Raw genomic sequence first — 19460 nt, forward strand, 5'->3', positions numbered from 1 at the left:
TTGGAATAAGGCGCTGAAAGCTGTGTATTTGCGGGCTTCTTCGTGGGCGCTGCTTCCTATAGTTGAAGCAACTTCTGGAGCCTCCTATGCCCGCAATTCGCACCTCTCTCCAACCCGCGCACGCCTTGTGGATAGCGTTGGTTGCTTGCGCGGCTCCTGTATTCGCTCAAGAGCAGGTGGCACAGGGAGTGCAGGCCCTTGCGCAGCAATGGGCGGTTGAGGCGGTGCAGAAAAGTCAACGCGCTGAGCCGACGCCTTTGCGGATGGACGTCACCGTAGGTGCGCTCGATGCGCGTGTGCGCTTGGCGGCATGCGGCAACATGGAAGCGTATGTGCCACCGGGTGCGCGACTCTGGGGGCGCAGTCGCGTCGGGGTGCGTTGTGTGGACGGCATCAGCCGTTGGAACGTCACGCTGCCGGTCACTGTGCGGGCACTCGGTGAAGCGTGGGTCGTGAAAACACAGCTCGCGGCGGGCACGGCAGTCACGGAGAGTGATGTCACACGCGGCGAGGTTGATTGGGCGGAAGAGCAGGGCGCGATCCTCACGGACCGGGCTGCCTGGATGGGGCAGACAGCGTCCCGCGCGTTGACGACCGGACAAGCGCTGCGCCAAGGCATGTTGCGGCCGGCCCAAGTTTTTCAGGCGGGGGCTACCGTCAAAATTGTGGCGCAGGGCCCCGGCTTTCAGATTTCCAGTGAGGCCCAGGCGCTTTCCGCTGGGGTGGTGGGGCAGCAGGCCCGCGTCAAAATGGACAACGGTCGGGTGACATCGGGGACTGTGCTGGATGTGCGTACAGTCAAAATAGACCTTTAGAGGCGAAAATCGTGAAAATAGCCCTAAAGTTAGCCCGAACCCGACCGATAAACATCGTACGAGGCTACGCTTACCGTAGTTTTGGAGAACGCGATGAAAATTGGTCAACCCTCAGAATTACCCGCTTCCGTATCCACTACGGTGTCCGGTGCTGCCCAAAAGGCTGCGCAGAGCAGCAATGCGGCGGCCAATGCGAACACCAACGCCACTCAGAGCACCCGGTCCGCCGGCGTGGCTGTGACGGTGTCGACCGCGGCGCGCGCTTTGGAGAAGCCCGAGCGCAGCGAAGCCTCGGACGTCGATCTGGCCAAAGTGGAGTCGGTGCGGGCGTCTATCCAAAACGGCACGTTTTCCGTGAATGCGGAAGCGATTGCCGACAAGCTGTTATCCAACGCGCAGGAAATGCTGAACCGAACGACCCGGTAAGTGCGTGCCTCCTGCGTATCGCCATTGATACGAGGGGGACCCCATGAGCACCATCCAACCTGATTCTTACTTCGATGCGCTGGAGGTCCAGTTCAACGACCTTGCACTAGCTGTTGCAACCGGCGACGCAGAAACCTTGCCGGCTTTGTCAGAACAGATCCAGAAAACAGCCGTCAGTCTTGCCGGGGTTTGGCAGCAATGGCAGCGCCAAGGCTTGGTAGAGCCAGGCATTGCAGAACGTGTCAAAGCGTTGGCCGAGGGTTTACAAATAGTGCGATCCAGTTTGTTGCGTCGTGCCATGTTGGTGGAGCAAGCGCTGAACCTGGTGGTACCTGCTTCCGTGGATCCCACCTATGCGGGGGGCGGTAATTACGGCGCAGGTCCCAAATCCTCAGGACGATTGGCTGCGGTAAGTGCCTGAAGGCCTGCAGAGCATAAAAAAGGGCCTCACGGGCCCTTTTTTATGCAGTTCATTCACCTTAGTGTGATCGCATTTTGGCGCGCAGCCTGGCAATCGATTGGCTGTGTAACTGGCATACCCGTGACTCGGTAACGTCCAGCACCGCTGCGATTTCTTTCAGATTCATGTCCTGTTCGTAATACATGCTCATGATGTATTGCTCTCTTTCGGGGAGCCCCTTGATGGCGTCGACCAACGATTGCCGCAGGCGCTGATCGCGCAGCATGTTGAGCGGATCTGCATCCTGATCAGCCACATGGCGGTCGAGGTAGGTGTCATCGTCTTCATTGCGGCGGGACATGTCCTCCAGATACACCAATTGGGTGCCTCGCACTTTGCCCAGCAGGGACTGGTAATCCGCGAGAGACATCCCCAGTTCTGCGGCGATCTCGGACTCTGCAGGGCTGCGCCCGAGCCTGTGCTCCAGGCGGCGTAACGCAGTTTCAATTTCTTTTTGGCTTTTGCGGGAGCCGCGTGACATCCAATCATTCTCGCGGAGCTCGTCGAGCATCGCGCCGCGTATGCGTTGGGTGGCAAAGGTTTCGAACTGAACACCTTGAGATGCCTCGTAGCGGGACAAGGCATCTGACAGGCCGATAAGGCCCACCTGGATCAGATCATCCACCTCAACACTTGCCGGTAGCTTGGCCATCATGTGATGGGCCAAACGTCGTACCAAGGGCTGGTACTGTTTGATCAATGCGGAGCGGTCGAGCTGCCCTTTGGCGGTGTACATCAATGTCTCCCTGAGGCTGCTAGGCTGCTAAAAGACTGACGATTCTGTTGGGGGGGCGCGTAGGCCCAGCCCGTTTCGAGCGACATGGCGTTTTCCAGCAGGCCCAGAGCCAATCGCTCAATGGACGGCGACGGGCGCTCATCCCCCATGGGTGCTGTGATGTGAATCGGAAACACGTCGTAGTTCAAAAAGTACTTGGCGCAGTCGCTCAAGCTGGTGGGTGTGGTGGAGTGGGCTTGGGCGGGCTTCGACGGATCCACCATATTCACAATAGTAGGCTCAACCTTGGCTTTGAGCAACAAGCGCTTGAGGGCGAGGTAAGTGGTCAATAATGAGGTTTTTGCTGCCGACATGGCCAACAGCGGGCGTATCTGGCTTCCCTTGATTAGCGGCGTCAAGCTGTGTGCATTGGCATAAATGATCACTACGCTTTCAAGCGGAAAAAATGAACCGCAGTCACCAAGCCCCGGACCGCCATGCCGATGGGCCGCTGCGAGGCTTTGGAGTCCTAGGCCCGCAGGAAGAATGCTCCAGGATGGGGCCTCGGTTCCCGTGCTCTGGGTGAACGTGAAATTCAACAATTGCTCTAAGCCGGGGTTGTCGGTCGTTTCCAGTACCGACCCGTCCAGGACCGTCACGGTGTAGCCGAATCCGACCAGTGCGGCGCACACCCGCAGCAGCAGTGGGAGTTCTGCCTGTTCATCTCCATGGCTCACCATGGCCAACAGTTTCGGCGTTTGAGGGACGGCAAAGTCCATCAAGCCGGCGGCCTGATTCGGTGGGCTTTCAAGCATTCATACGCCCCTTGTGTGCAGTGGTGTTGGCAGGTTGGCTGAAGAAAAAGCCCAGATCGGTCGTTTTCGGGTCGTAGGCAGAGGCCCCCGTGCTCCGCATGGAGGTGCGGACCAACTTGCTGGCAACTGCAGCTTCCCAGTCTTCGGGGACGCGTTGACCAGTAGTAGTGCCCCGCAACATCAGTTGGTGGCGAATGCAGGCATCGATCGAAGGTCCGAGTTTGACCGCTTCATCGGTCTTCGACAGGATGACTTGCTGTGTCTCTCCGGTTTTGAAGCAGGCTACAGCTTCGTCCATGGTGTCCCCATGGCCTCCGGCATTCAGGACCAACAAGCGTTTGATCTCCGGAAGGTCGAGTAACTCCAGCAGCTCGCGTTTGCGGGGGTCCCGCGGTGCGATGCCGGTGGTGTCAATCAACACCATTTTTTTGTTGGAGAGGAGGCCCAGCAAGTCTTGCAAGGCCGCTTTGTCATGGGCGAGGTGGGCCACTACGCCCAGCATCTTTCCATAAGCGCGCAGCTGCTCATGGGCGCCTATGCGGTAAGTGTCCAAGGTGATCAGGCCCACACTGCCGGGACCATGGGTCCGCGCGCACAAGCCCGCGAGCTTGGCCGCTGTGGTGGTTTTGCCAACCCCTGTGGCACCCATGAGTGCAAACACGCCACCTTCTTCGTGGAGTGCCGGAATGGCGGCATCGGTATGCAGGTTACGTTCCAACACGTCCATCACCCAGCGAACGGATTCGGGTGCATCCATGTCATCTGGCAAGCGCTCCAAGATCGCCCGTGAAAGCGTCGGCGAGTAGCCGGCCCGGATCATCTTGAGCATCATGTTGGACTGGATCGGATTTTGTTTCGCTTGACCCAACCAGGTGAGGGTGTTGAAACGGTCCTCGATCAGTTCCTTCATGGCGTGCAACTCGTCCATGACGATTTTGTTCACTGCCGGCGCTTGCGGAGCGGGTGCAGCTTGCCGCACGGGGGCTGCCCGCTTGGGCTGCGACTCGATGTCGATCGCAATGCGCTGTGTCAAAGTGGGTTGCGGGCGCTCGAGCGGCACGGGCGCCGGTGCAGGCATCGGCATGGAGGTCACTTCGGGCTGCAAGACAGGGATCTGCTGTGCCTCGGCCCGGCGGCGCAACATGCGCTCCCGCACGTAGTCCTGGAAGGAGAGGGTGCTCATCGCCAGCTGCTCTGCGTCCTCTTCCACTTTGCTCGCCACTTCGCGGTAGCTGGGGGGCTGCTGCCGTTGCTGGGAGCTTCCACCCGAGCGGGCGGCGGTGCGACTGACTGCCGCGTCGAGGGTGGCCAAGCTGTCTTCAGCTGTGGCAACGACTTCAACGCCATTCGCTGTTGGGCGGTTGGATAGGATAAGGGTGCCTTCACCAAAGGCCTGACGGGCCTTGGCTAACGCTTCGCGTGAGGTGGCGGCTGTAAAGCGTTGGACGTTCATGATGTGGCGCCTCTCAAAATCGGACCGATACGGATAGTGTGGGTTTCTGGAATTTCACTGTGACCAAGCACTTGCAAGCGGGGTGCGACGCGGCGGACCAGGCGGGAAATCGCGCCGCGGATCTGGTCTGGCACCAGCAGGCAGGCCGGTACGCCGACCTCTTCTTGCTTCATCGCTGTTTCTGCAGCATTGCGGCTGAGCATGTCGGCTACGCCCGGATCCAAAGCAGATCCGGATGCACTGCCCAAGGCTTGCACCAGCAGCCGCTCGAGGCCGGGATCGATGGCTATGACATTGAGTTCACGTGTCGGCCCGTAAATCTGCTGCACGATGGCGGGCGACAGGGCCACGCGAACACGCTTGGCCAGCTCAGCAGGGTCTGTGGTGGAGGGGGCGTGCTCCGCAATCGACTCGATGATGGTGCGAATATCCCGGATGTGCACCGACTCATCCAAAAGCAGCTGCAGCACCTTTTGGAAGACGGCAATCGACACCATCTTGGGGACGACCTCTTCAATGAGTTTAGGAGCCAGTTTCGCCACGTGTTCCACCAGTTGTTGTGTTTCTGTCCGGCTCAAGAGCTTGGAGGCCTGGACTTGCATCAAGTGTGACAAATGGGTTGCCATGACAGTCTCAGAATCAACCACCGTAAATCCGGCCATTTGTGCGGCTTCCTTCTGGCGTTCATCGATCCAGTGTGCGGGGAGTCCAAACGCGGGGTCGGTGGTGGCAGTGCCGATCAGCGGGGTGGTAATACCACCGGGGTTGATGGCCAGGTAGTTGCCGGGAAATGCTTCCCCCTCGCCGACGATCACGCCGCGCAGTGTGATTCGGTAAGCGCTGGGCTTGAGCTCCAGGTTGTCCCGGACGTGTACAGGGGGTGGCAGGAAGCCCACCTCTTGGGCAAACTTGCGGCGCACACCTTTGATCCGGTTCAGCAGGTCGCCCTGGCGAGTTTTGTCCACCAATGCAATCAGGCGGTAGCCCAGTTCCAGGCCCAGTTGGTCCACGGGCTGCAGGTCATCCCAGGTGGCGTCGCCGTCACCGGTGGGGGCCGCGGGGGCTGTGTCAGTTTCGGTCGGGACCGGCTTTTTATTAAGCACCCAAGCACCGTAGCCGAGAACTGCACCAATACTCAAGAACACAAAATGCGGCATGTTGGGGATCAGGCCCAGAATGATCATGATGACCGCGGTAATGCCCAATACTTTGGGCGACATAAACATCTGGCCGACGATCTGCTTGCCGATGTCTTTGTCTTTGCCCACCCGGGACACCACCATGGCGGCGGCCACCGAGATGAGCAAACCTGGGATTTGGGCGACCAGTGCGTCACCAACCGCCAACAGGATGTAAGTGTTCGCAGCCTGAGAGGCGCTGAGATCGTGCTGCAACATACCGATAGCAAAGCCACCGAAAATCGTAATCAGCAAGATCAAAATACCGGCCACTGCGTCACCGCGTACGAATTTGGATGCGCCGTCCATGGATCCGAAAAACTCGGCTTCCTCACCTACCTCTGCGCGACGGCGCTTGGCTTCTTTCTCATCAATCAGGCCAGCGTTCAGGTCGGCATCTACCGCCATTTGTTTGCCTGGCATCGCATCCAGTGTGAAGCGGGCCGAGACTTCTGCGATCCGTTCCGCACCCTTGGTGACCACCACAAAGTTGATGACCACCAGAATGGAAAACACGATCAAACCGACGGCAAAGTTGCCTCCGATCAGAAAGTGGCCGAAGGCCTCAATGACCGCGCCCGCAGCGCCTGGGCCGGTGTGCCCCTCCAGCAGCACGACGCGTGTTGACGCAACGTTCAGCGACAGGCGCATCAAAGTTGTGAGCAGCAACACCGAGGGGAATGCCGCGAAGTCCAGCGGTCGGATCATGTAAGCCGCGACCATCATCACCATCAGTGCCACGGCAATGTTGACGGTGAAGAACATGTCCAGCAACAGAGGAGGCAGTGGGAGCACCATCATGGACAAAATCGCCACCACTAGGAGTGGCGCTGCCGCACCCTGCATCACGCCAGCATTGTTGGTAAACCACTTCTGGAGAGGTTGGAAGGGGGTATTCATACGGTGGCTGCCTTCAAGGTCTTGGACTGGGGATCCAGTTCAGGCGGAACAAAGGGTTGTGGTACTTGGGACGGCATGACGCCTTCGCCGCGCATGGCTGCACGCAGGCGATACACGTAGGCCAAAACTTGGGCAACTGCTGTGTAAAGCGCAGAAGGAATGTCCTGGTCCAGCTCGGCGTTGGCATACAGTGCGCGCGCCAACATGGGCGACTGCAGCACCGGGATCGAGTGCTGCTTGGCCACATCACGAATCCGCATGGCCAAAAGATCTGCACCTTTGGAGATGACGCGCGGAGCCCGCATCGTGGCTTCGTCATAGCGGATCGCGACGGCAAAGTGGGTCGGGTTCATGACGATGAAGTCCGCTTTGGGCACGGCACCGACGCTGCTCCGTTGCGCCATTTCGCGTTGTCTCTGCCGGATCTTTCCTTTGAGTTGCGGGTTGCCGTCGGACTCTTTACCTTCTTCTTTCACCTCTTGGTGTGACATCTTCATCTGGTCTTTGTGCAAGAAAAGTTGCAGCGGTACATCGACCATCGCGGCCAGAAGAATGACCAATAGCATCAGCCCGAGACCGCTGACCATCCACTTCATGAGTTGAGCAATGGCCGCCGGGGAAGGCTGCAGAAGCATGGCCGCCATTTCTTGCATGCCGGATTTGAGAAAGCCCACTGCGATGGTGAACAAAATGCCCGTCATCAACATCATCTTGGCGGTGTCGACGAACTTCTTTTTAGAAAAGAGATTGGCAAAGCCTGAAAGCGGGTTGAGCCGCGAAAAATCGGGCATCAAGGGCTTCAGACTTTGCACCCAGCCGCCAGAGGCAACGGCCGACAAAATGGCAGCTGTCATGACAATCGCTGCGAACGCGACACATCCGGCCGTGCCAATGATGCTGGCATCACCCAAGCGTTGCACCATGGTTCCCGTGCGCCGAACCGTGTCCGCGTCAAAACTCAGCTGCTGGATCATGCTGAGTTTGAGCTGCTCAAACAAAATGGGGGAGAGGGAGAGAACGGCTAATGCGCCCGCGCCGAGCACACCCAAGTGGGTCAGGTCCTGCGAGCGACTGACCTGGCCGTCGTCACGTGCTTTTTTCAGCTTCCTTTCGGAGGCCGGTAAATTGCGATCTTGACTGCCTTGTTCCATAGTGGTGAGACTCTTTCGTTCTCACCATTGTCGCGAGCACCCTCTGAAACTAAAGGGTGAAAAGAGGGGCTTTCTGCCCCTTCATCCGGTCTGTTTAGAAGCCGAGACTTGCCAGCAAATCGTCCACTTGCGACTGATCGGTCACGACTTCCTGGTTGGATTGACCATCGACCACGGGCCCGGCAAGTGCCGGCACATATTCTGAAGGTGGTGCTGCTTTGGCTGCGGCTTCGGGCGGGGCAGTTTGTAGCAACAACAGCACCAACTGCTCTTCAATCGTTGCTGCCAGATTGACGACTTTGGCAATCACCTGACCTGTGAGGTCGTGAAAGTCTTGCGCCATCATGATCTCGGTAAGGTGTCCGTCCACCTTTTTGCTGGCTTGGTCTACATCGTTGATGAAGTTCATCACGTGACCCTTGGCTACCGCAGCCACCGGATCTTTGACAATGAGCTCGCCGATGCGGCGTGTTTCCGCCGCAATAAAGTCGTGCTGTTCTTTGGCTTGGTCTACCTGGTTGAGCACTTTTTCAGCAGCTTGGCCCGTTAATCTTGCGATGTAGGACAAACGGCTTTTGGCGTCAGGCAATTCGCCCGCCCAGTCCTTCACTTTGTCAGCGAGCCCCAGCCCGTTCAACGAGTCATGCAGCTGCCGCGTCAAAGCGCCTAATTGCTGGTGGACTTCTACCGTGCTGAGTGTCGGTGTGGAGGGGGTGGGTTCGGTCGACATGATTATTTCAATCCCATCTTGGTGAGAATGTGGTTGACCTTGTCCTCCAGGGTCGCCTTCGTGAAAGGCTTGACGATGTACCCCGACGCGCCTTGCTGGGCCGCGAGCACAATGTCTTCTTTACGGGCTTCTGCCGTGACCATCAGAACCGGGATATGTTTGAGTTTCTCGTCTTTTTTGATTTCAGCGAGCAACTGGAAACCGTTCATATTGGGCATGTTGATATCGCTGACCACAAAATCAAAGGTCGCGTTACGCAGTTTTTGTAGAGCCGCTACACCGTCTTCCGCCTCATCGGCGTCAGCGTAGCCGCTTTCTTTCAAGAGGTTACGCACGATCCGTCGCATGGTGGAGAAATCGTCAACGATGAGAAAGCGCAATTCTTTAGACATAAATAACCTTTGACCGTACGATTTTTGATTTTAACGAGTATGACTGAATTTTAGAGATTTCATGGACTGGCTTTTTTGCTTTCCACCACGGGCTCGGCTGTTTCCACTTCATTTTCCAGTGGGATCACCGCTCCGCTCAACAGCCGTTCCTCGGCCTCTTTGGTCATAACCAAGATACTAATGCGCCGGTTTGCGGCACTCAAGGGGTTTTGCGGATCTGCCAACAAACTCGATGCCATCCCGACCACTCGCGCTAACTTGTCTTCGGGCATCCCGGCCGCAATCAGTTCGCGGCGACTGGCATTGGCCCGGTCCGCGGAAAGCTCCCAATTACTGTATCCGCGAGCTGCATTGCCGTAAGGGGTTTGATCGGTATGGCCGTCCAAGCTGATTTTGTTGTCGATATCAGTCAAGGTTACCCCGATTTCTTTCAAGATTTCCCGCATGTAGGGCTTGACCGCTGAACTGCCGATATCGAACATGGGGCGGCGCTGATCGTCCACAATTTGGATCAGGAGTCCGTCCGGTGTGATCTCGAGCTTGATCTGCGAGCTGAACTCCGCCATCTTCGGGTTGCTCGATATGCTGCTGGCAATTTTCGCGGCTACGGCGGCCATGGTTTGGGCATCTTTTTTTGCCCGTTCAATTTTGCGCTGATCGCCGGCGCTCTTCTTGGCTTTGGAGTCGGTGCCCTCGCCCCGTTTGGACTGTCCGGCGGACTGGGTCAAGTCGTTGCCTCCGCCGGTAATGATGCTGTTGCTGGCACCCGCGCCGGCACCGCCTTGCAAAGCTACCTTGAGTGGCGACTGGAAATAGTCGGAAATCCCTTTTTTGTCGCCTTCTGTGGTGCTGCCAAGCAGCCACATCAACAAGAAAAAGGCCATCATGGCCGTCACAAAGTCGGCGTACGCAATCTTCCAGGCTCCACCATGCGCGGCGTGGCCGCCCTTCTTCACCCGCTTGATGATGATGGGTTGGAGTTTCTTGGCGTCTCCGGCCATGCTCAGAAGCTCCTGCTTTTATTTCTTTTTGACATGCGCTTCCAGTTCGCCGAAGGTTGGACGCTCGGTGGAATACAGCACTTTGCGGCCGAATTCGATAGCGGTGGAAGGGTTGTAGCCTTGCATGCTTGCCAGCAACACTGTCTTGATGCACTGGAGTTCTTTGCCGGCCTCTTCGTTCTTTTGCTCCAGGAGACCCGCGAGTGGCTCTGCGAATGCGTAAGCCAGCAAAATACCCAAAAACGTTCCTACCAGCGCCGAGCCGATCATCCCGCCCAACACGGCGGGCGGTTGGCCCACGCTGCCCATGGTTTTAATCACCCCCAGCACCGCAGCCACGATGCCGAATGCAGGCAATCCACCAGCTACACGTTGAATGGCAGACACCGCAGCATGTTCTTCGTGGTGGTGTGTTTCGATCTCGCTGTCCATGATGGACTCGATTTCGTGGGCATTCAAGTTGCCCGAAACCATCATGCGCAGATAGTCGGTGATGAATTCCACCACATGGTGGTCGGAGCCCACGGTTGGGTATTTCTTGAAAATTTCGGACTGTTCGGGCTCTTCGACGTCTTTTTCGATGGCCATCAGCCCTTCTTTACGGGCTTTTTGCAAAATGTCGAACAACAAAGCCAGCAGTTCCATGTAGCGGGCTTTGGAGTACTTGCTCCCTTTGAAGCAAGCGCCCAGCCCCTTCATGGTGGCCTTGATGACCTTCATCTGGTTGTTCACCAGAAACGCGCCCACCGTCGCGCCCCCGATCATTCCCATTTCCCAAGGCAGTGCCTTGATGATGGGACCCACATTTCCGCCGTGAGCGATAAAGAGCCCAAACAGCAGACCGAGCGTAACAACCCAACCGATGATTACAAACATAGTTTCATTGTGACAGGGAGGTCGTGGGCCTCAAGGGTTGAACAGCGGGGCTTTTAGGGCCCAGTACGATCATATCGCCCGCAGTAGCCCATGGTTTGACTATGTCTTCAAATAGGCTTGGTGCCCAATAGATATATGCACTATGCGCTATCAAATTAGTAGCTTAGTGGAGCAGTATGCCACCGGTGGAAGCGCCTTTTCCGGCGCGGGCAGGGGGGCTGCAGAGGCCGCACTCAAAATGACGCGAGTTTTCATAGGCTTCAGAAACAAAGTGGCCACCGCACTTGGAGCACTTGGTCATGGACAACATATTGTTGTCAATGAACTTCACCAGGCGCCATGCGCGGGTGATAGACAACAAAGGCTCCACACCGCAGGCGGAGATTTGCTCGGTATAGAGGCGGTAGGCCGCCATGATGGCGTCGATATCCTCCATGGCACTGACCTTGGTCAGGTACTCATAGGTGTTCTGGAAGAGAGACGCGTGGATGTTGGGCTGCCAGGTCAGGAACCATTCGGTCGAGAAAGGCAGTTGGCCTTTGCTCGGTGAGCGGCCTGCCACTTCTTTGTACAGGCGCAGCAGACGCTCATATGACAACTCGGTTTCGCTCTCCAGCACTTGCAGGCGCGCGCCCAGCTGAATCAAAGACACTGCGCGTTCCACTTGCTTGGAATCGTTCAAAACACTTTTCTGGGTTGCCATGGTGCTGCTCCTGGACTAAATCGGTTCGGGCTTGGGTGGGGTCAGACGGCTTCGGCGAAGCGGCCGGCCATCAGGATGCTGGCGTGCAGCTTGGTGGTGGCGTCGTTGTCCACTTTGTTGACCGAGTGGTTGGTCAGCAGGTTCCAGACGATGTCGTCATCGACACGGAAGCGGCACAGCAGCATGTTGCCGGAGGCAATGCGCATGATCTGGGCGGGGGAGAGTGCGCCGATCATGTCGGCAGCTTCTTCCGACATGCCCAAGCGGAACAGGGCTTCGGCTTTGTCTTGACGGATGAGAGTTTGCGCCAGCATGAGGTAGGTCATGTTGGCTTCGCGGATCTCGGCGAGGATTTGTTCTTTGGTCATGTGACACTCCATTCCGGTAAAGTGATTTGCGGGGTGTTTGTCAGCTATTTCTTGCTTGCAAACCATGGAGTGGATTCTGAAACTCTGTGCCTAGAACTTGAATCGGAAGATGACTAAGCTTCATGTCGGCTCGTCGCTGACGTTGGTGTAAGGGAAACTCTTACACACTCCCATTCATTTGAAATACAGCATGTCATTGGGTATTTTTTTTGGGTTTAACGTTTGTATTGCACCGCCAACATCTGCAGCATTGTGGCAAGCGCCGCCGATGTTTTAGCCGCTCGTACTTATTTGGAAATTGGGTAACTATCAAATGCAAGCGACTCACTCTAGTGTTACGGTAGAAGCGCCCTTGGGTGACCCGGAGTTGTCGGTGCATGCGTTGTCCCAAAAAACTATGGCACTTGCTCTGGCTTTTCACAAAGAAAAAAACCTACCCCAAGCGGAGGAGCTGTATCGCGCGGTGCTGACCCTAGTGCCAGGCCATGCAGACGCCAACCATAACCTTGGAGCAATTGCCGTGGATTGCGGTCAGTTTATGGCTGCGGTGCCTTTCTTTCAGGCAGCATTGCAGGCCAACCCAAAGAATTGTCAGTACTGGGTGAGTTTGGTGGACGCACTCATACATGCGGGCGAGTACACCCTGGCGGAGGACATTTTGGAAGACGCCCGCCGTGGTGGATTGTCGGGTGATGCTGCCGGCGAGTTGGCTCAAAGGCTGTCGGATGCTGCCATCCGCCGCGCTCGCAGCGCCCGGCCGCCCCAAGGGCGCATGGCGCCTGCGCAGCAATGCGATGAAATTCGCCGCCTGTTTGAAGCAGAGAAGTTTGAGGACGTGGTGCGTCTCGGGCGCAAGATGTTGCGCCAATACCCCCAGTGCCCGATGGGCTTCAAGTCGTTGGGTGCTGCGTTGATGCAACTGGGGCAAAACGGCAAAGCCATAGAGCCGATGCGCCAGGCTTTGCAGCTCAACCCCCGCGACGTGGCCTTGCTTAGCAACTTTGGGCTGGCGCGCTCTCAGTTGGGTGATCTGGTGCAGGCGGAGGTGCTGCTGCGGCAGGCCGTAGGCCATGCGCCGGATTTCAAGGAGGCCTGGTTCAACTTGGCCATGGTCTTGCGCCAACAGTCGCGTTTGCCTGCGTCTGAGGCCGCCTACCGCAGCGCTTTGGCGGTGGGTGGGGATGATCCCAAGGTGTGGCTGAACCTGGGGCTTTTGCTGGGTGAAATGCACCGCTTTACGGAGGCGCAAACCTATGCGCGCAAAGCGTTGGAGCTTGACCCGAACATGGTGCGCGCGCATGTAGGCTTGGGCATGTTGCTCAAGGACCAAGGGCGGTTGCCCGAAGCCCTGAAGTCGTTGCAACGGGCGCTGGAGTTGAACCCGGCGGACCAGGCCGTGCAAAGCAGTTACCTGTTTGTGGCCAATTGCATGCCTGAGATGGACCCGCTGGAGCGCTTTGCCGCCTATCAGCGGTTCAATCGGTATTTTGGTGAGCCGCACCACCGTCTGTGGAGCCCCCATACCAACGATCGCAACCCTGAACGCCGACTGCGCGTGGGGTACGTGGCCCCAGTGTTTCGCACACATGCCTGCCGCCCGTTTCTGGAGCCTTTGCTGGAAAACCACGACCGTCAACGCGTAGAGCTGTTTGCCTATTCCGGCCCTTTTGAGCTGGAAGATGATGTGACCGACCACTACCGTACATTGTTCGAGCACTGGATCGATACGCGCCAGATGAGCGATGACGAACTCGCGGCACGCATCCGGGCCGACGGCATCGACATCCTGGTGGACATTGCCGGGCAGACCAAGGGGCATCGGCTGGGGGCCTTTGCACGCAAGCCAGCGCCGGTGTCGCTGCATTGGCTGGACTCGGGCTACACCACGGGCCTCACGGCCATCGACTACTACTTGAGCGATGTCACTACGGTGCCGTTGGGCTCGGAGCATCTGTTCTCTGAAACCCCGTGGCGCTTGCCTCGCACACCGTTCGTCTACCGGGCGAACCCTGGTGCTGGCGATGTGAGTGAGTTGCCAGCCTTGCGCAATAGCTACATCACCTTTGGTTCTTTGACACGCGCCGTGCGCCTCAACGATGGGGTGATTCGGGCCTGGGCTGATCTATTGCACCGGGTACCCCATTCCAAGCTAGAACTCAACAGCGGCAACTTCAGCCAGGCGGAAGTGTGCGAACAATGGTTGCCGCGATTTGGCGCGCTGGGCATCTCCCGCGACCGCGTCATCATGGGGTTTGAAAGCCCGCCCTGGAACGTGCTGCGCCGGGTGGACATCGCGCTCGATTGCTTTCCGCAAAACTCAGGCACCACGCTGATCGAGTCACTCTATATGGGGCTGCCGTTCGTTTCGCTGGCTGGAGTACCCAGCATGGGCACGCTCGGTGCCTCGGTCCTGTCGGCCGTAGGGCACCCCGAGTGGATTGCCCGCAGCGAAGCTGAATATGTGGGCAAGCTGGTGGCGCTTGCCAGCGACTTGCCCAGCCTAGCCCAGACCCGCCGTACCCTGCGCGCGCAAATGCAGGCCTCGGCGTTGATGGACGAGGCAGGTTTTGCCCGCGAGGTGGAAGACGCCTATGCACAAATGTTTGCCCGCTGGTGCGCCAGCCAGGGCTGATGGCCGCAGATGCACCGCCTTTCACCTCCCACACTGGCTTTGCCGCACGGCAGTGTTTCACTATGCTTGACGCCATGAAAGCCGTACTGCTCGCTGGGGGGCTCGGAACCCGCATCTCCGAAGAGTCACACCTCAAGCCCAAGCCCATGATCGAGATCGGTGGACGGCCCATTCTGTGGCACATCATGAAGATGTACGCCGCGCATGGCGTCAACGACTTCATCATCTGCCTGGGCTACAAGGGCTATGTGATCAAGGAGTATTTCGCCAACTACTTCCTGCACATGTCCGACGTGACTTTTGACATGGCCAACAACCGCATGGAAGTGCACCACCGCCACGCCGAGCCCTGGCGCGTGACGCTGGTGGACACGGGTGAGAACACCATGACGGGTGGGCGCCTGCGCCGAGTGCAGGAATACCTGGAGCCCGGCCAGCCGTTTTGCTTTACCTATGGCGATGGCGTTGCCGACCTGGACATGACGGCTCAATTCGCCTTCCACCGCGCCCACGGCTGCCAGGCCACGGTGACGGCCGTGCAACCCCCCGGGCGCTACGGTGCGTTGGTGCGCAACGGTGATGTGGTGGCGGGCTTCGAGGAAAAGCCCCGGGGCGACGGCGGCTGGATCAACGGCGGCTTCTTTGTGCTGCAGCCCGAGGTGATTGCGCGCATTGCCGACGACGCCACCAGCTGGGAGCTGGAGCCGATGGCCCATTTGGCCCAAAGCGGCCAGCTGCGCGCGTTTGAGCACACCGGCTTTTGGCAGCCCATGGACACGCTGCGCGAGAAAAACCTGCTCGAAGACCTGTGGCAAAGCGGCCGGGCCCCTTGGAAGACCTGGTAATGACAAACCCCGTGCGGCCCACCCTTGATTTCTGGCGCGGCAAGCGCGTGCTGCTGACTGGGCACACCGGCTTCAAAGGCAGCTGGCTGGCCTTGTGGCTGGCGCGCCTGGGGGCTGAGGTGACCGGCCTGGCCCTGGCCCCCGCCACCGAGCCCAACCTGTTCACCCTGGCCCGCGTGGCCGACGACATGCATGCGAGCCACGAGTGTGACGTGCGCGATGCCCAGGCCGTGGCCACCCGCGTGCAGGCCACCCGCCCGCACATCGTGCTGCACTTGGCCGCGCAGGCGCTGGTGCGCGCAGGCTATGCTGACCCGCTGGGCACCCACGCCACCAACGTCATGGGCACGGCCCATGTGCTCGACGCATTGCGGGGTCAGAGCGATGTGCGCGCCGTGGTGGTTGTGACCACCGACAAGGTCTACCGCAACCGCGAATGGGCCTACCCCTACCGCGAGGACGACCCGCTGGGCGGCCACGACCCCTACAGCGCCAGCAAGGCAGCGGCCGAGATCGTCACCGCCAGCTACCGCGATGCCTTTTTTGCCGCGCAAGGCGTGGCCGTAGCCACCGCACGCGCAGGCAACGTGATTGGCGGGGGCGACTGGGCGGCAGACCGCCTGCTGCCCGACGCCGTGCGCGCCTGGAGCGCCGGGCAGACCTTGCACATTCGCCACCCCGGCGCCACGCGCCCGTGGCAGCATGTGATCGAGCCACTGGCCGCCTACCTGTGCCTGGCCGAGCAGCTGTGGGTCGATCCCGCCCGCGCTGGGGCTTACAACTTTGGCCCGCTGCCGCACGAGGCCGCCACGGTGGGGAATGTGGTCAAAATGGCCGCTGGCGCTTATCCGTCAAGCGCTACCAGCTATGAAAATAATAGTAATGGATTGCACGAGGCGGGCTGGCTGGCGTTAGAGACCGCGCACGCCCGCCAAGCGCTGGGTGTGGCCCCGCGCTGGGGTCTGCACACCGCGGTGGAGCGCACCATGGCTTGGTACCGCGCCCAGCAAGGCGGGGCCGATGCCCGTGCCCTGTGCCTGGCCGACCTGGACGCCTGGGAGGCCGCGCAGTGAGTTCGCGTTTTACCGGCACCCCTTTGCCCCTGCACGGCCTGGTGCGCGTGCAGCGTCAACCGCTGCAAGATGCGCGCGGCCTGTTCGAGCGCATGTTTTGCGCTGACGAACTGGCTGCCGCAGGCTGGACGCAGCCCATCGCCCAGATCAACCACAGCATCACCCGCCAGCGCGGCAGCGTGCGCGGCCTGCACTACCAGCGCCCGCCCCATGCCGAGATGAAGCTGGTGAGCTGCCTGCGTGGCGAGGTATGGGACGTGGCCGTGGACCTGCGCGCGGGCTCGCCCACGTTTTTGCAGTGGCACGCCGAGCGGTTGTCCGCTGACAACGCCTGCGCGCTGCTGATTCCATCCGGCTTTGCGCACGGCTTTCAGGCTTTGAGCGACGACGCCGAGCTGTTGTATTTGCACTCTGCCGCCTACGCGCCGGGCGCAGAGGCGGGCCTGAACCCGCTGGACCCACGTCTTGCGCTGCCCTGGCCCCTGCCCGTGGGTGAGATGTCTGAGCGCGACCGCAGCCACGCGCTGCTGACTGCATCGTTTGAAGGAGTGCGCCTGTGAAGTGCCGACACTGCGGCCAGCCGCTGCACCTGCCATTTTTGGATTTGGGCAGCGCCCCGCCGTCCAACGCGTACCTGAGCGAAGCCGCCCTGCGCGGGCCGGAGACCTGGTTCCCCCTGCGCGTGCTGGCTTGCCAGCATTGCTGGCTGGTGCAAACCGAAGACCACGCCGGGCGCGAGGCGCTGTTCACGCACGACTACGCTTACTTCAGCTCGTTCTCTACCTCCTGGCTCGCCCATGCCAAAGCCTATGTGCAGGCCATGCAACAGCGCCTGGGCCTGAAGGCTGACAGTTGCGTGGTGGAGGTCGCATCGAACGACGGCTACCTGCTGCAGTACGTGCAGCAGGCGGGCATTCCCTGCTACGGCATCGAGCCCACGGCCAGCACGGCCCAGGCGGCGCGGGCGTTGGGGCTGGAAGTGGTGGAGCGCTTCTTTGGCGTGGCCCTGGCCGACGAGCTGGCCCGCGCTGGCCGCCAGGCCGACCTGATCGCCGCCAACAACGTGCTGGCCCATGTGCCAGACATCAATGACTTTGTGGGCGGCTTCATCCGCCTGCTTAAGCCCCACGGCGTGGCGACGTTTGAGTTTCCGCACCTGCTGCGCATGGTGCAGGGCTGCCAGTTCGACACGGCCTACCACGAGCACTACTCGTATTTGTCGCTCACCGCCGTGCAGCGCATCTTTGCAGCCAACGGGCTGGCGGTGGTGGATGTGCAAGAGCTGCCCACCCACGGCGGCAGCCTGCGCGTGTTGGCTGCCCGGGCCGATGCCGCTGCCCACCCACAGACCACGCCCGAAGGCGCCGCCCGCGTCGCGCAACTGCTGGCCACCGAGGCCGCTGCAGGCATGCTGGGCGACGCGTTTTATAGCGATTTTCAGCCCCAGGCCACGCGAATCAAGCGCGAGCTGCTATCTTTTTTATTTCAGTGCCAAGCCCAGGGGCTCACCGTGGGGGCCTACGGCGCCGCGGCCAAGGGCAACACGCTGCTCAACTTTGCGGGCGTGCGGCCCGACCTGCTGCCCTACGTGGTCGACAAAAACCCCGCCAAGCAGGGCCAGTATTTGCCCGGCAGCCGCATCCCCATCGTGGACGAAGCCCACCTGCGCGCGCACCGGCCCGACCGCGTGCTGATCCTGCCGTGGAACCTGCGCGATGAAGTGGCCAGCCAGCTGGGCGATGTGCGCAGCTGGGCCGGAAAATTTGCCGTGGCCGTGCCACGGCTGGAAGTGTTTTGAATTGCCTTATTGCTTGAATCTGAGGAGCCTCGTGCCATGACTGCCACCCCCGCCATGACCAGCAACGACCCGCGCGACCTGGACGGCAAGCGCCTGCAGCTCGCCATGCAAACTCTGGGGCGCGACCCGGCGCTGCGTGCCCGCATGATTGCCCTGTTACGAGAGTGCGAGGGCCAGATTGCCTTTGCGGGCTCGGTGCGCGACGAGGTGGTGGGCCCCATCATCGACGCTCTGCACCTGGACACCGACCAGTACGACAAGGTGCTGGCCGACGGCGCGCGCTTTCAGTTTTTGTACCGCACCAAGATCGCCCGCGACTTTCTGCTGTCTGAATCAGAGCACCCCAGCCATGTGTGGGAGCCGCAAACCACCAAGCTGCTGCTGGAGCTGGGGCGCGACTTGCAAGGGGACGTATTGGTGGGCGGTGCCTACTTCGGCGACCAGGCCGTGCTGGTGGCCCGCCAGCTCGCAGGGCGCGATCTGAAAGTGCACTGCTTTGAGCCCAACCCCCAGCAGGCCGCGATGCTGCAGCGCAATATTGACCTGAACCACCTGAGCAACGTGGTGGTGAACGTGGCGGGCTTGTGGAGCCGCAGCGGCGAGCGCATGCGCCTCGATGGGTTTGACTCGTTCGCCAACATGGTCAGCGTCCAGGATGGCAGCGGCTTTGACACCGTGGCCATGGACGACTACGCCCAGCAACAGGGCCGCCGCATTAGCCTGATCCAGCTGGACATTGAAGGGGCCGAGCTGGCCGCGCTGCAAGGCGCGCAGCAACTGCTGGCCCATGACAAACCCTATGTGGTGTTTGAGCTGCACCGCACGTATGTGGACTGGAGCCAAGGCCTGCATGCCACGCCCCTGTGCCGCTTGCTGCTGGACTTGGGCTACACCGTGTACGCGGTGCGCGACATCAACTCCCACCGTGAAATGCTCGGCCAGCCCGTGGAGCTGGTGCCGCTGGATTCGGTGTACTTGGACGGCCCGCCCCATGGCTTCAACATGCTGGCCGTGCCCGACGCAGCGCGCGTGCAGGGCAGTGCCTTTCGCATGGTGGACGGCGTCAGCCCCAAGCTGCTGCCCCACAAAGACCCGCAGCTGCACCACCCGGTGGGCGGGTTTTGATGGG

General features: G+C 59.9%; 20 protein-coding genes. 9 read left to right on the top strand and 11 right to left on the bottom strand.

The window, feature by feature from the left end:
• The first annotated feature begins 86 nt into the window (after positions 1-86).
• From flgA to RAE21_RS18295, 3 genes are all read left to right on the top strand, one after another.
• Positions 87-815, top strand: a complete 729-nt coding sequence (gene flgA / locus RAE21_RS18285; RefSeq protein ID WP_313882581.1) for a flagellar basal body P-ring formation chaperone FlgA — start codon at positions 87-89, stop codon at positions 813-815.
• Between the two features lie 93 nt (positions 816-908).
• Positions 909-1241 carry a flagellar biosynthesis anti-sigma factor FlgM gene (flgM, locus tag RAE21_RS18290; RefSeq protein WP_313882582.1) on the top strand — a complete coding sequence of 111 codons (333 nt, stop codon included), beginning with the start codon at positions 909-911 and terminating at the stop codon, positions 1239-1241.
• A gap of 43 nt (positions 1242-1284) precedes the next feature.
• Positions 1285-1662, top strand: a complete 378-nt coding sequence (locus RAE21_RS18295; protein WP_313882583.1) for a hypothetical protein — start codon at positions 1285-1287, stop codon at positions 1660-1662.
• A 58-nt stretch (positions 1663-1720) separates the two neighbouring features.
• Here the strand turns inward: RAE21_RS18295 and RAE21_RS18300 are convergent, their stop codons facing one another.
• The 11 genes from RAE21_RS18300 to flhD form a co-directional block, all read right to left on the bottom strand.
• A complete protein-coding gene (locus RAE21_RS18300) occupies positions 1721-2437 on the bottom strand; it encodes an RNA polymerase sigma factor FliA (RefSeq protein ID WP_313874190.1) in 717 nt (238 codons plus the stop codon).
• Positions 2437-3231: a hypothetical protein gene (locus RAE21_RS18305; RefSeq protein WP_313874189.1), complete on the bottom strand. Its 795-nt coding sequence runs from the start codon at positions 3229-3231 to the stop codon at positions 2437-2439. Before RAE21_RS18305 ends, RAE21_RS18300 begins: the two co-directional genes overlap by 1 nt.
• Complete coding sequence (gene flhF / locus RAE21_RS18310) at positions 3224-4684, bottom strand: flagellar biosynthesis GTPase FlhF (RefSeq protein ID WP_313882584.1); 1461 nt, start codon at positions 4682-4684, stop codon at positions 3224-3226. Before flhF ends, RAE21_RS18305 begins: the two co-directional genes overlap by 8 nt.
• A complete protein-coding gene (flhA, locus tag RAE21_RS18315) occupies positions 4681-6762 on the bottom strand; it encodes a flagellar biosynthesis protein FlhA (protein WP_313882585.1) in 2082 nt (693 codons plus the stop codon). The genes flhF and flhA overlap by 4 nt, the downstream gene beginning before the upstream one ends.
• Complete coding sequence (locus RAE21_RS18320; RefSeq protein WP_313882586.1) at positions 6759-7913, bottom strand: EscU/YscU/HrcU family type III secretion system export apparatus switch protein; 1155 nt, start codon at positions 7911-7913, stop codon at positions 6759-6761. The genes flhA and RAE21_RS18320 overlap by 4 nt, the downstream gene beginning before the upstream one ends.
• A gap of 94 nt (positions 7914-8007) precedes the next feature.
• Positions 8008-8643, bottom strand: a complete 636-nt coding sequence (locus RAE21_RS18325) for a protein phosphatase CheZ (RefSeq protein WP_313874185.1) — start codon at positions 8641-8643, stop codon at positions 8008-8010.
• Positions 8644-8645: 2 nt separating this feature from the next.
• On the bottom strand, positions 8646-9035 hold the full coding sequence (cheY, locus tag RAE21_RS18330) for a chemotaxis response regulator CheY (protein WP_313874184.1): 390 nt from the start codon (positions 9033-9035) through the stop codon (positions 8646-8648).
• A 59-nt stretch (positions 9036-9094) separates the two neighbouring features.
• A complete protein-coding gene (gene motB, locus RAE21_RS18335) occupies positions 9095-10036 on the bottom strand; it encodes a flagellar motor protein MotB (protein WP_313882587.1) in 942 nt (313 codons plus the stop codon).
• Between the two features lie 18 nt (positions 10037-10054).
• Positions 10055-10912: a flagellar motor stator protein MotA gene (gene motA, locus RAE21_RS18340; RefSeq protein ID WP_313874182.1), complete on the bottom strand. Its 858-nt coding sequence runs from the start codon at positions 10910-10912 to the stop codon at positions 10055-10057.
• A 163-nt stretch (positions 10913-11075) separates the two neighbouring features.
• Positions 11076-11615: a flagellar transcriptional regulator FlhC gene (flhC, locus tag RAE21_RS18345; RefSeq protein ID WP_313874181.1), complete on the bottom strand. Its 540-nt coding sequence runs from the start codon at positions 11613-11615 to the stop codon at positions 11076-11078.
• A 41-nt stretch (positions 11616-11656) separates the two neighbouring features.
• Positions 11657-11983, bottom strand: coding sequence for a flagellar transcriptional regulator FlhD (flhD, locus tag RAE21_RS18350; protein ID WP_313882588.1), 327 nt, complete (start codon positions 11981-11983; stop codon positions 11657-11659).
• Between the two features lie 313 nt (positions 11984-12296).
• Here flhD and RAE21_RS18355 point away from each other — a divergent pair, with 313 nt between their 5' ends.
• The 6 genes from RAE21_RS18355 (at position 12297) to RAE21_RS18380 (ending at position 19456) form a co-directional block, all read left to right on the top strand.
• On the top strand, positions 12297-14615 hold the full coding sequence (locus RAE21_RS18355; RefSeq protein ID WP_313882589.1) for a tetratricopeptide repeat protein: 2319 nt from the start codon (positions 12297-12299) through the stop codon (positions 14613-14615).
• Positions 14616-14689: 74 nt separating this feature from the next.
• Positions 14690-15460 carry a glucose-1-phosphate cytidylyltransferase gene (gene rfbF, locus RAE21_RS18360; RefSeq protein ID WP_121456032.1) on the top strand — a complete coding sequence of 257 codons (771 nt, stop codon included), beginning with the start codon at positions 14690-14692 and terminating at the stop codon, positions 15458-15460.
• Positions 15460-16533: a CDP-glucose 4,6-dehydratase gene (gene rfbG, locus RAE21_RS18365; protein WP_313882590.1), complete on the top strand. Its 1074-nt coding sequence runs from the start codon at positions 15460-15462 to the stop codon at positions 16531-16533. The genes rfbF and rfbG overlap by 1 nt, the downstream gene beginning before the upstream one ends.
• Complete coding sequence (locus tag RAE21_RS18370; protein ID WP_313882591.1) at positions 16530-17093, top strand: dTDP-4-dehydrorhamnose 3,5-epimerase family protein; 564 nt, start codon at positions 16530-16532, stop codon at positions 17091-17093. Before rfbG ends, RAE21_RS18370 begins: the two co-directional genes overlap by 4 nt.
• On the top strand, positions 17090-18331 hold the full coding sequence (locus RAE21_RS18375) for a methyltransferase domain-containing protein (protein ID WP_313882592.1): 1242 nt from the start codon (positions 17090-17092) through the stop codon (positions 18329-18331). The genes RAE21_RS18370 and RAE21_RS18375 overlap by 4 nt, the downstream gene beginning before the upstream one ends.
• A gap of 36 nt (positions 18332-18367) precedes the next feature.
• Positions 18368-19456, top strand: coding sequence for an FkbM family methyltransferase (locus RAE21_RS18380; RefSeq protein ID WP_313882593.1), 1089 nt, complete (start codon positions 18368-18370; stop codon positions 19454-19456).
• The last annotated feature ends 4 nt before the right edge of the window (positions 19457-19460 follow it).

Source organism: Rhodoferax potami (assembly GCF_032193765.1).
GTDB lineage: Bacteria > Pseudomonadota > Gammaproteobacteria > Burkholderiales > Burkholderiaceae_C > Allorhodoferax > Allorhodoferax potami.

Excerpts from the sequence above, each read along its gene's own strand:
- flgA (WP_313882581.1), top strand. The coding sequence starts at position 87 with ATGCCCGCAATTCGCACCTCTCTCCAACCCGCGCACGCCTTGTGGATA.
- flgM (WP_313882582.1), top strand. The coding sequence starts at position 909 with ATGAAAATTGGTCAACCCTCAGAATTACCCGCTTCCGTATCCACTACG.
- RAE21_RS18295 (WP_313882583.1), top strand. The coding sequence starts at position 1,285 with ATGAGCACCATCCAACCTGATTCTTACTTCGATGCGCTGGAGGTCCAG.
- RAE21_RS18300 (WP_313874190.1), bottom strand. The coding sequence starts at position 2,437 with ATGTACACCGCCAAAGGGCAGCTCGACCGCTCCGCATTGATCAAACAG.
- RAE21_RS18305 (WP_313874189.1), bottom strand. The coding sequence starts at position 3,231 with ATGCTTGAAAGCCCACCGAATCAGGCCGCCGGCTTGATGGACTTTGCC.
- flhF (WP_313882584.1), bottom strand. The coding sequence starts at position 4,684 with ATGAACGTCCAACGCTTTACAGCCGCCACCTCACGCGAAGCGTTAGCC.
- flhA (WP_313882585.1), bottom strand. The coding sequence starts at position 6,762 with ATGAATACCCCCTTCCAACCTCTCCAGAAGTGGTTTACCAACAATGCT.
- RAE21_RS18320 (WP_313882586.1), bottom strand. The coding sequence starts at position 7,913 with ATGGAACAAGGCAGTCAAGATCGCAATTTACCGGCCTCCGAAAGGAAG.
- RAE21_RS18325 (WP_313874185.1), bottom strand. The coding sequence starts at position 8,643 with ATGTCGACCGAACCCACCCCCTCCACACCGACACTCAGCACGGTAGAA.
- cheY (WP_313874184.1), bottom strand. The coding sequence starts at position 9,035 with ATGTCTAAAGAATTGCGCTTTCTCATCGTTGACGATTTCTCCACCATG.
- motB (WP_313882587.1), bottom strand. The coding sequence starts at position 10,036 with ATGGCCGGAGACGCCAAGAAACTCCAACCCATCATCATCAAGCGGGTG.
- motA (WP_313874182.1), bottom strand. The coding sequence starts at position 10,912 with ATGTTTGTAATCATCGGTTGGGTTGTTACGCTCGGTCTGCTGTTTGGG.
- flhC (WP_313874181.1), bottom strand. The coding sequence starts at position 11,615 with ATGGCAACCCAGAAAAGTGTTTTGAACGATTCCAAGCAAGTGGAACGC.
- flhD (WP_313882588.1), bottom strand. The coding sequence starts at position 11,983 with ATGACCAAAGAACAAATCCTCGCCGAGATCCGCGAAGCCAACATGACC.
- RAE21_RS18355 (WP_313882589.1), top strand. The coding sequence starts at position 12,297 with ATGCAAGCGACTCACTCTAGTGTTACGGTAGAAGCGCCCTTGGGTGAC.
- rfbF (WP_121456032.1), top strand. The coding sequence starts at position 14,690 with ATGAAAGCCGTACTGCTCGCTGGGGGGCTCGGAACCCGCATCTCCGAA.
- rfbG (WP_313882590.1), top strand. The coding sequence starts at position 15,460 with ATGACAAACCCCGTGCGGCCCACCCTTGATTTCTGGCGCGGCAAGCGC.
- RAE21_RS18380 (WP_313882593.1), top strand. The coding sequence starts at position 18,368 with ATGACTGCCACCCCCGCCATGACCAGCAACGACCCGCGCGACCTGGAC.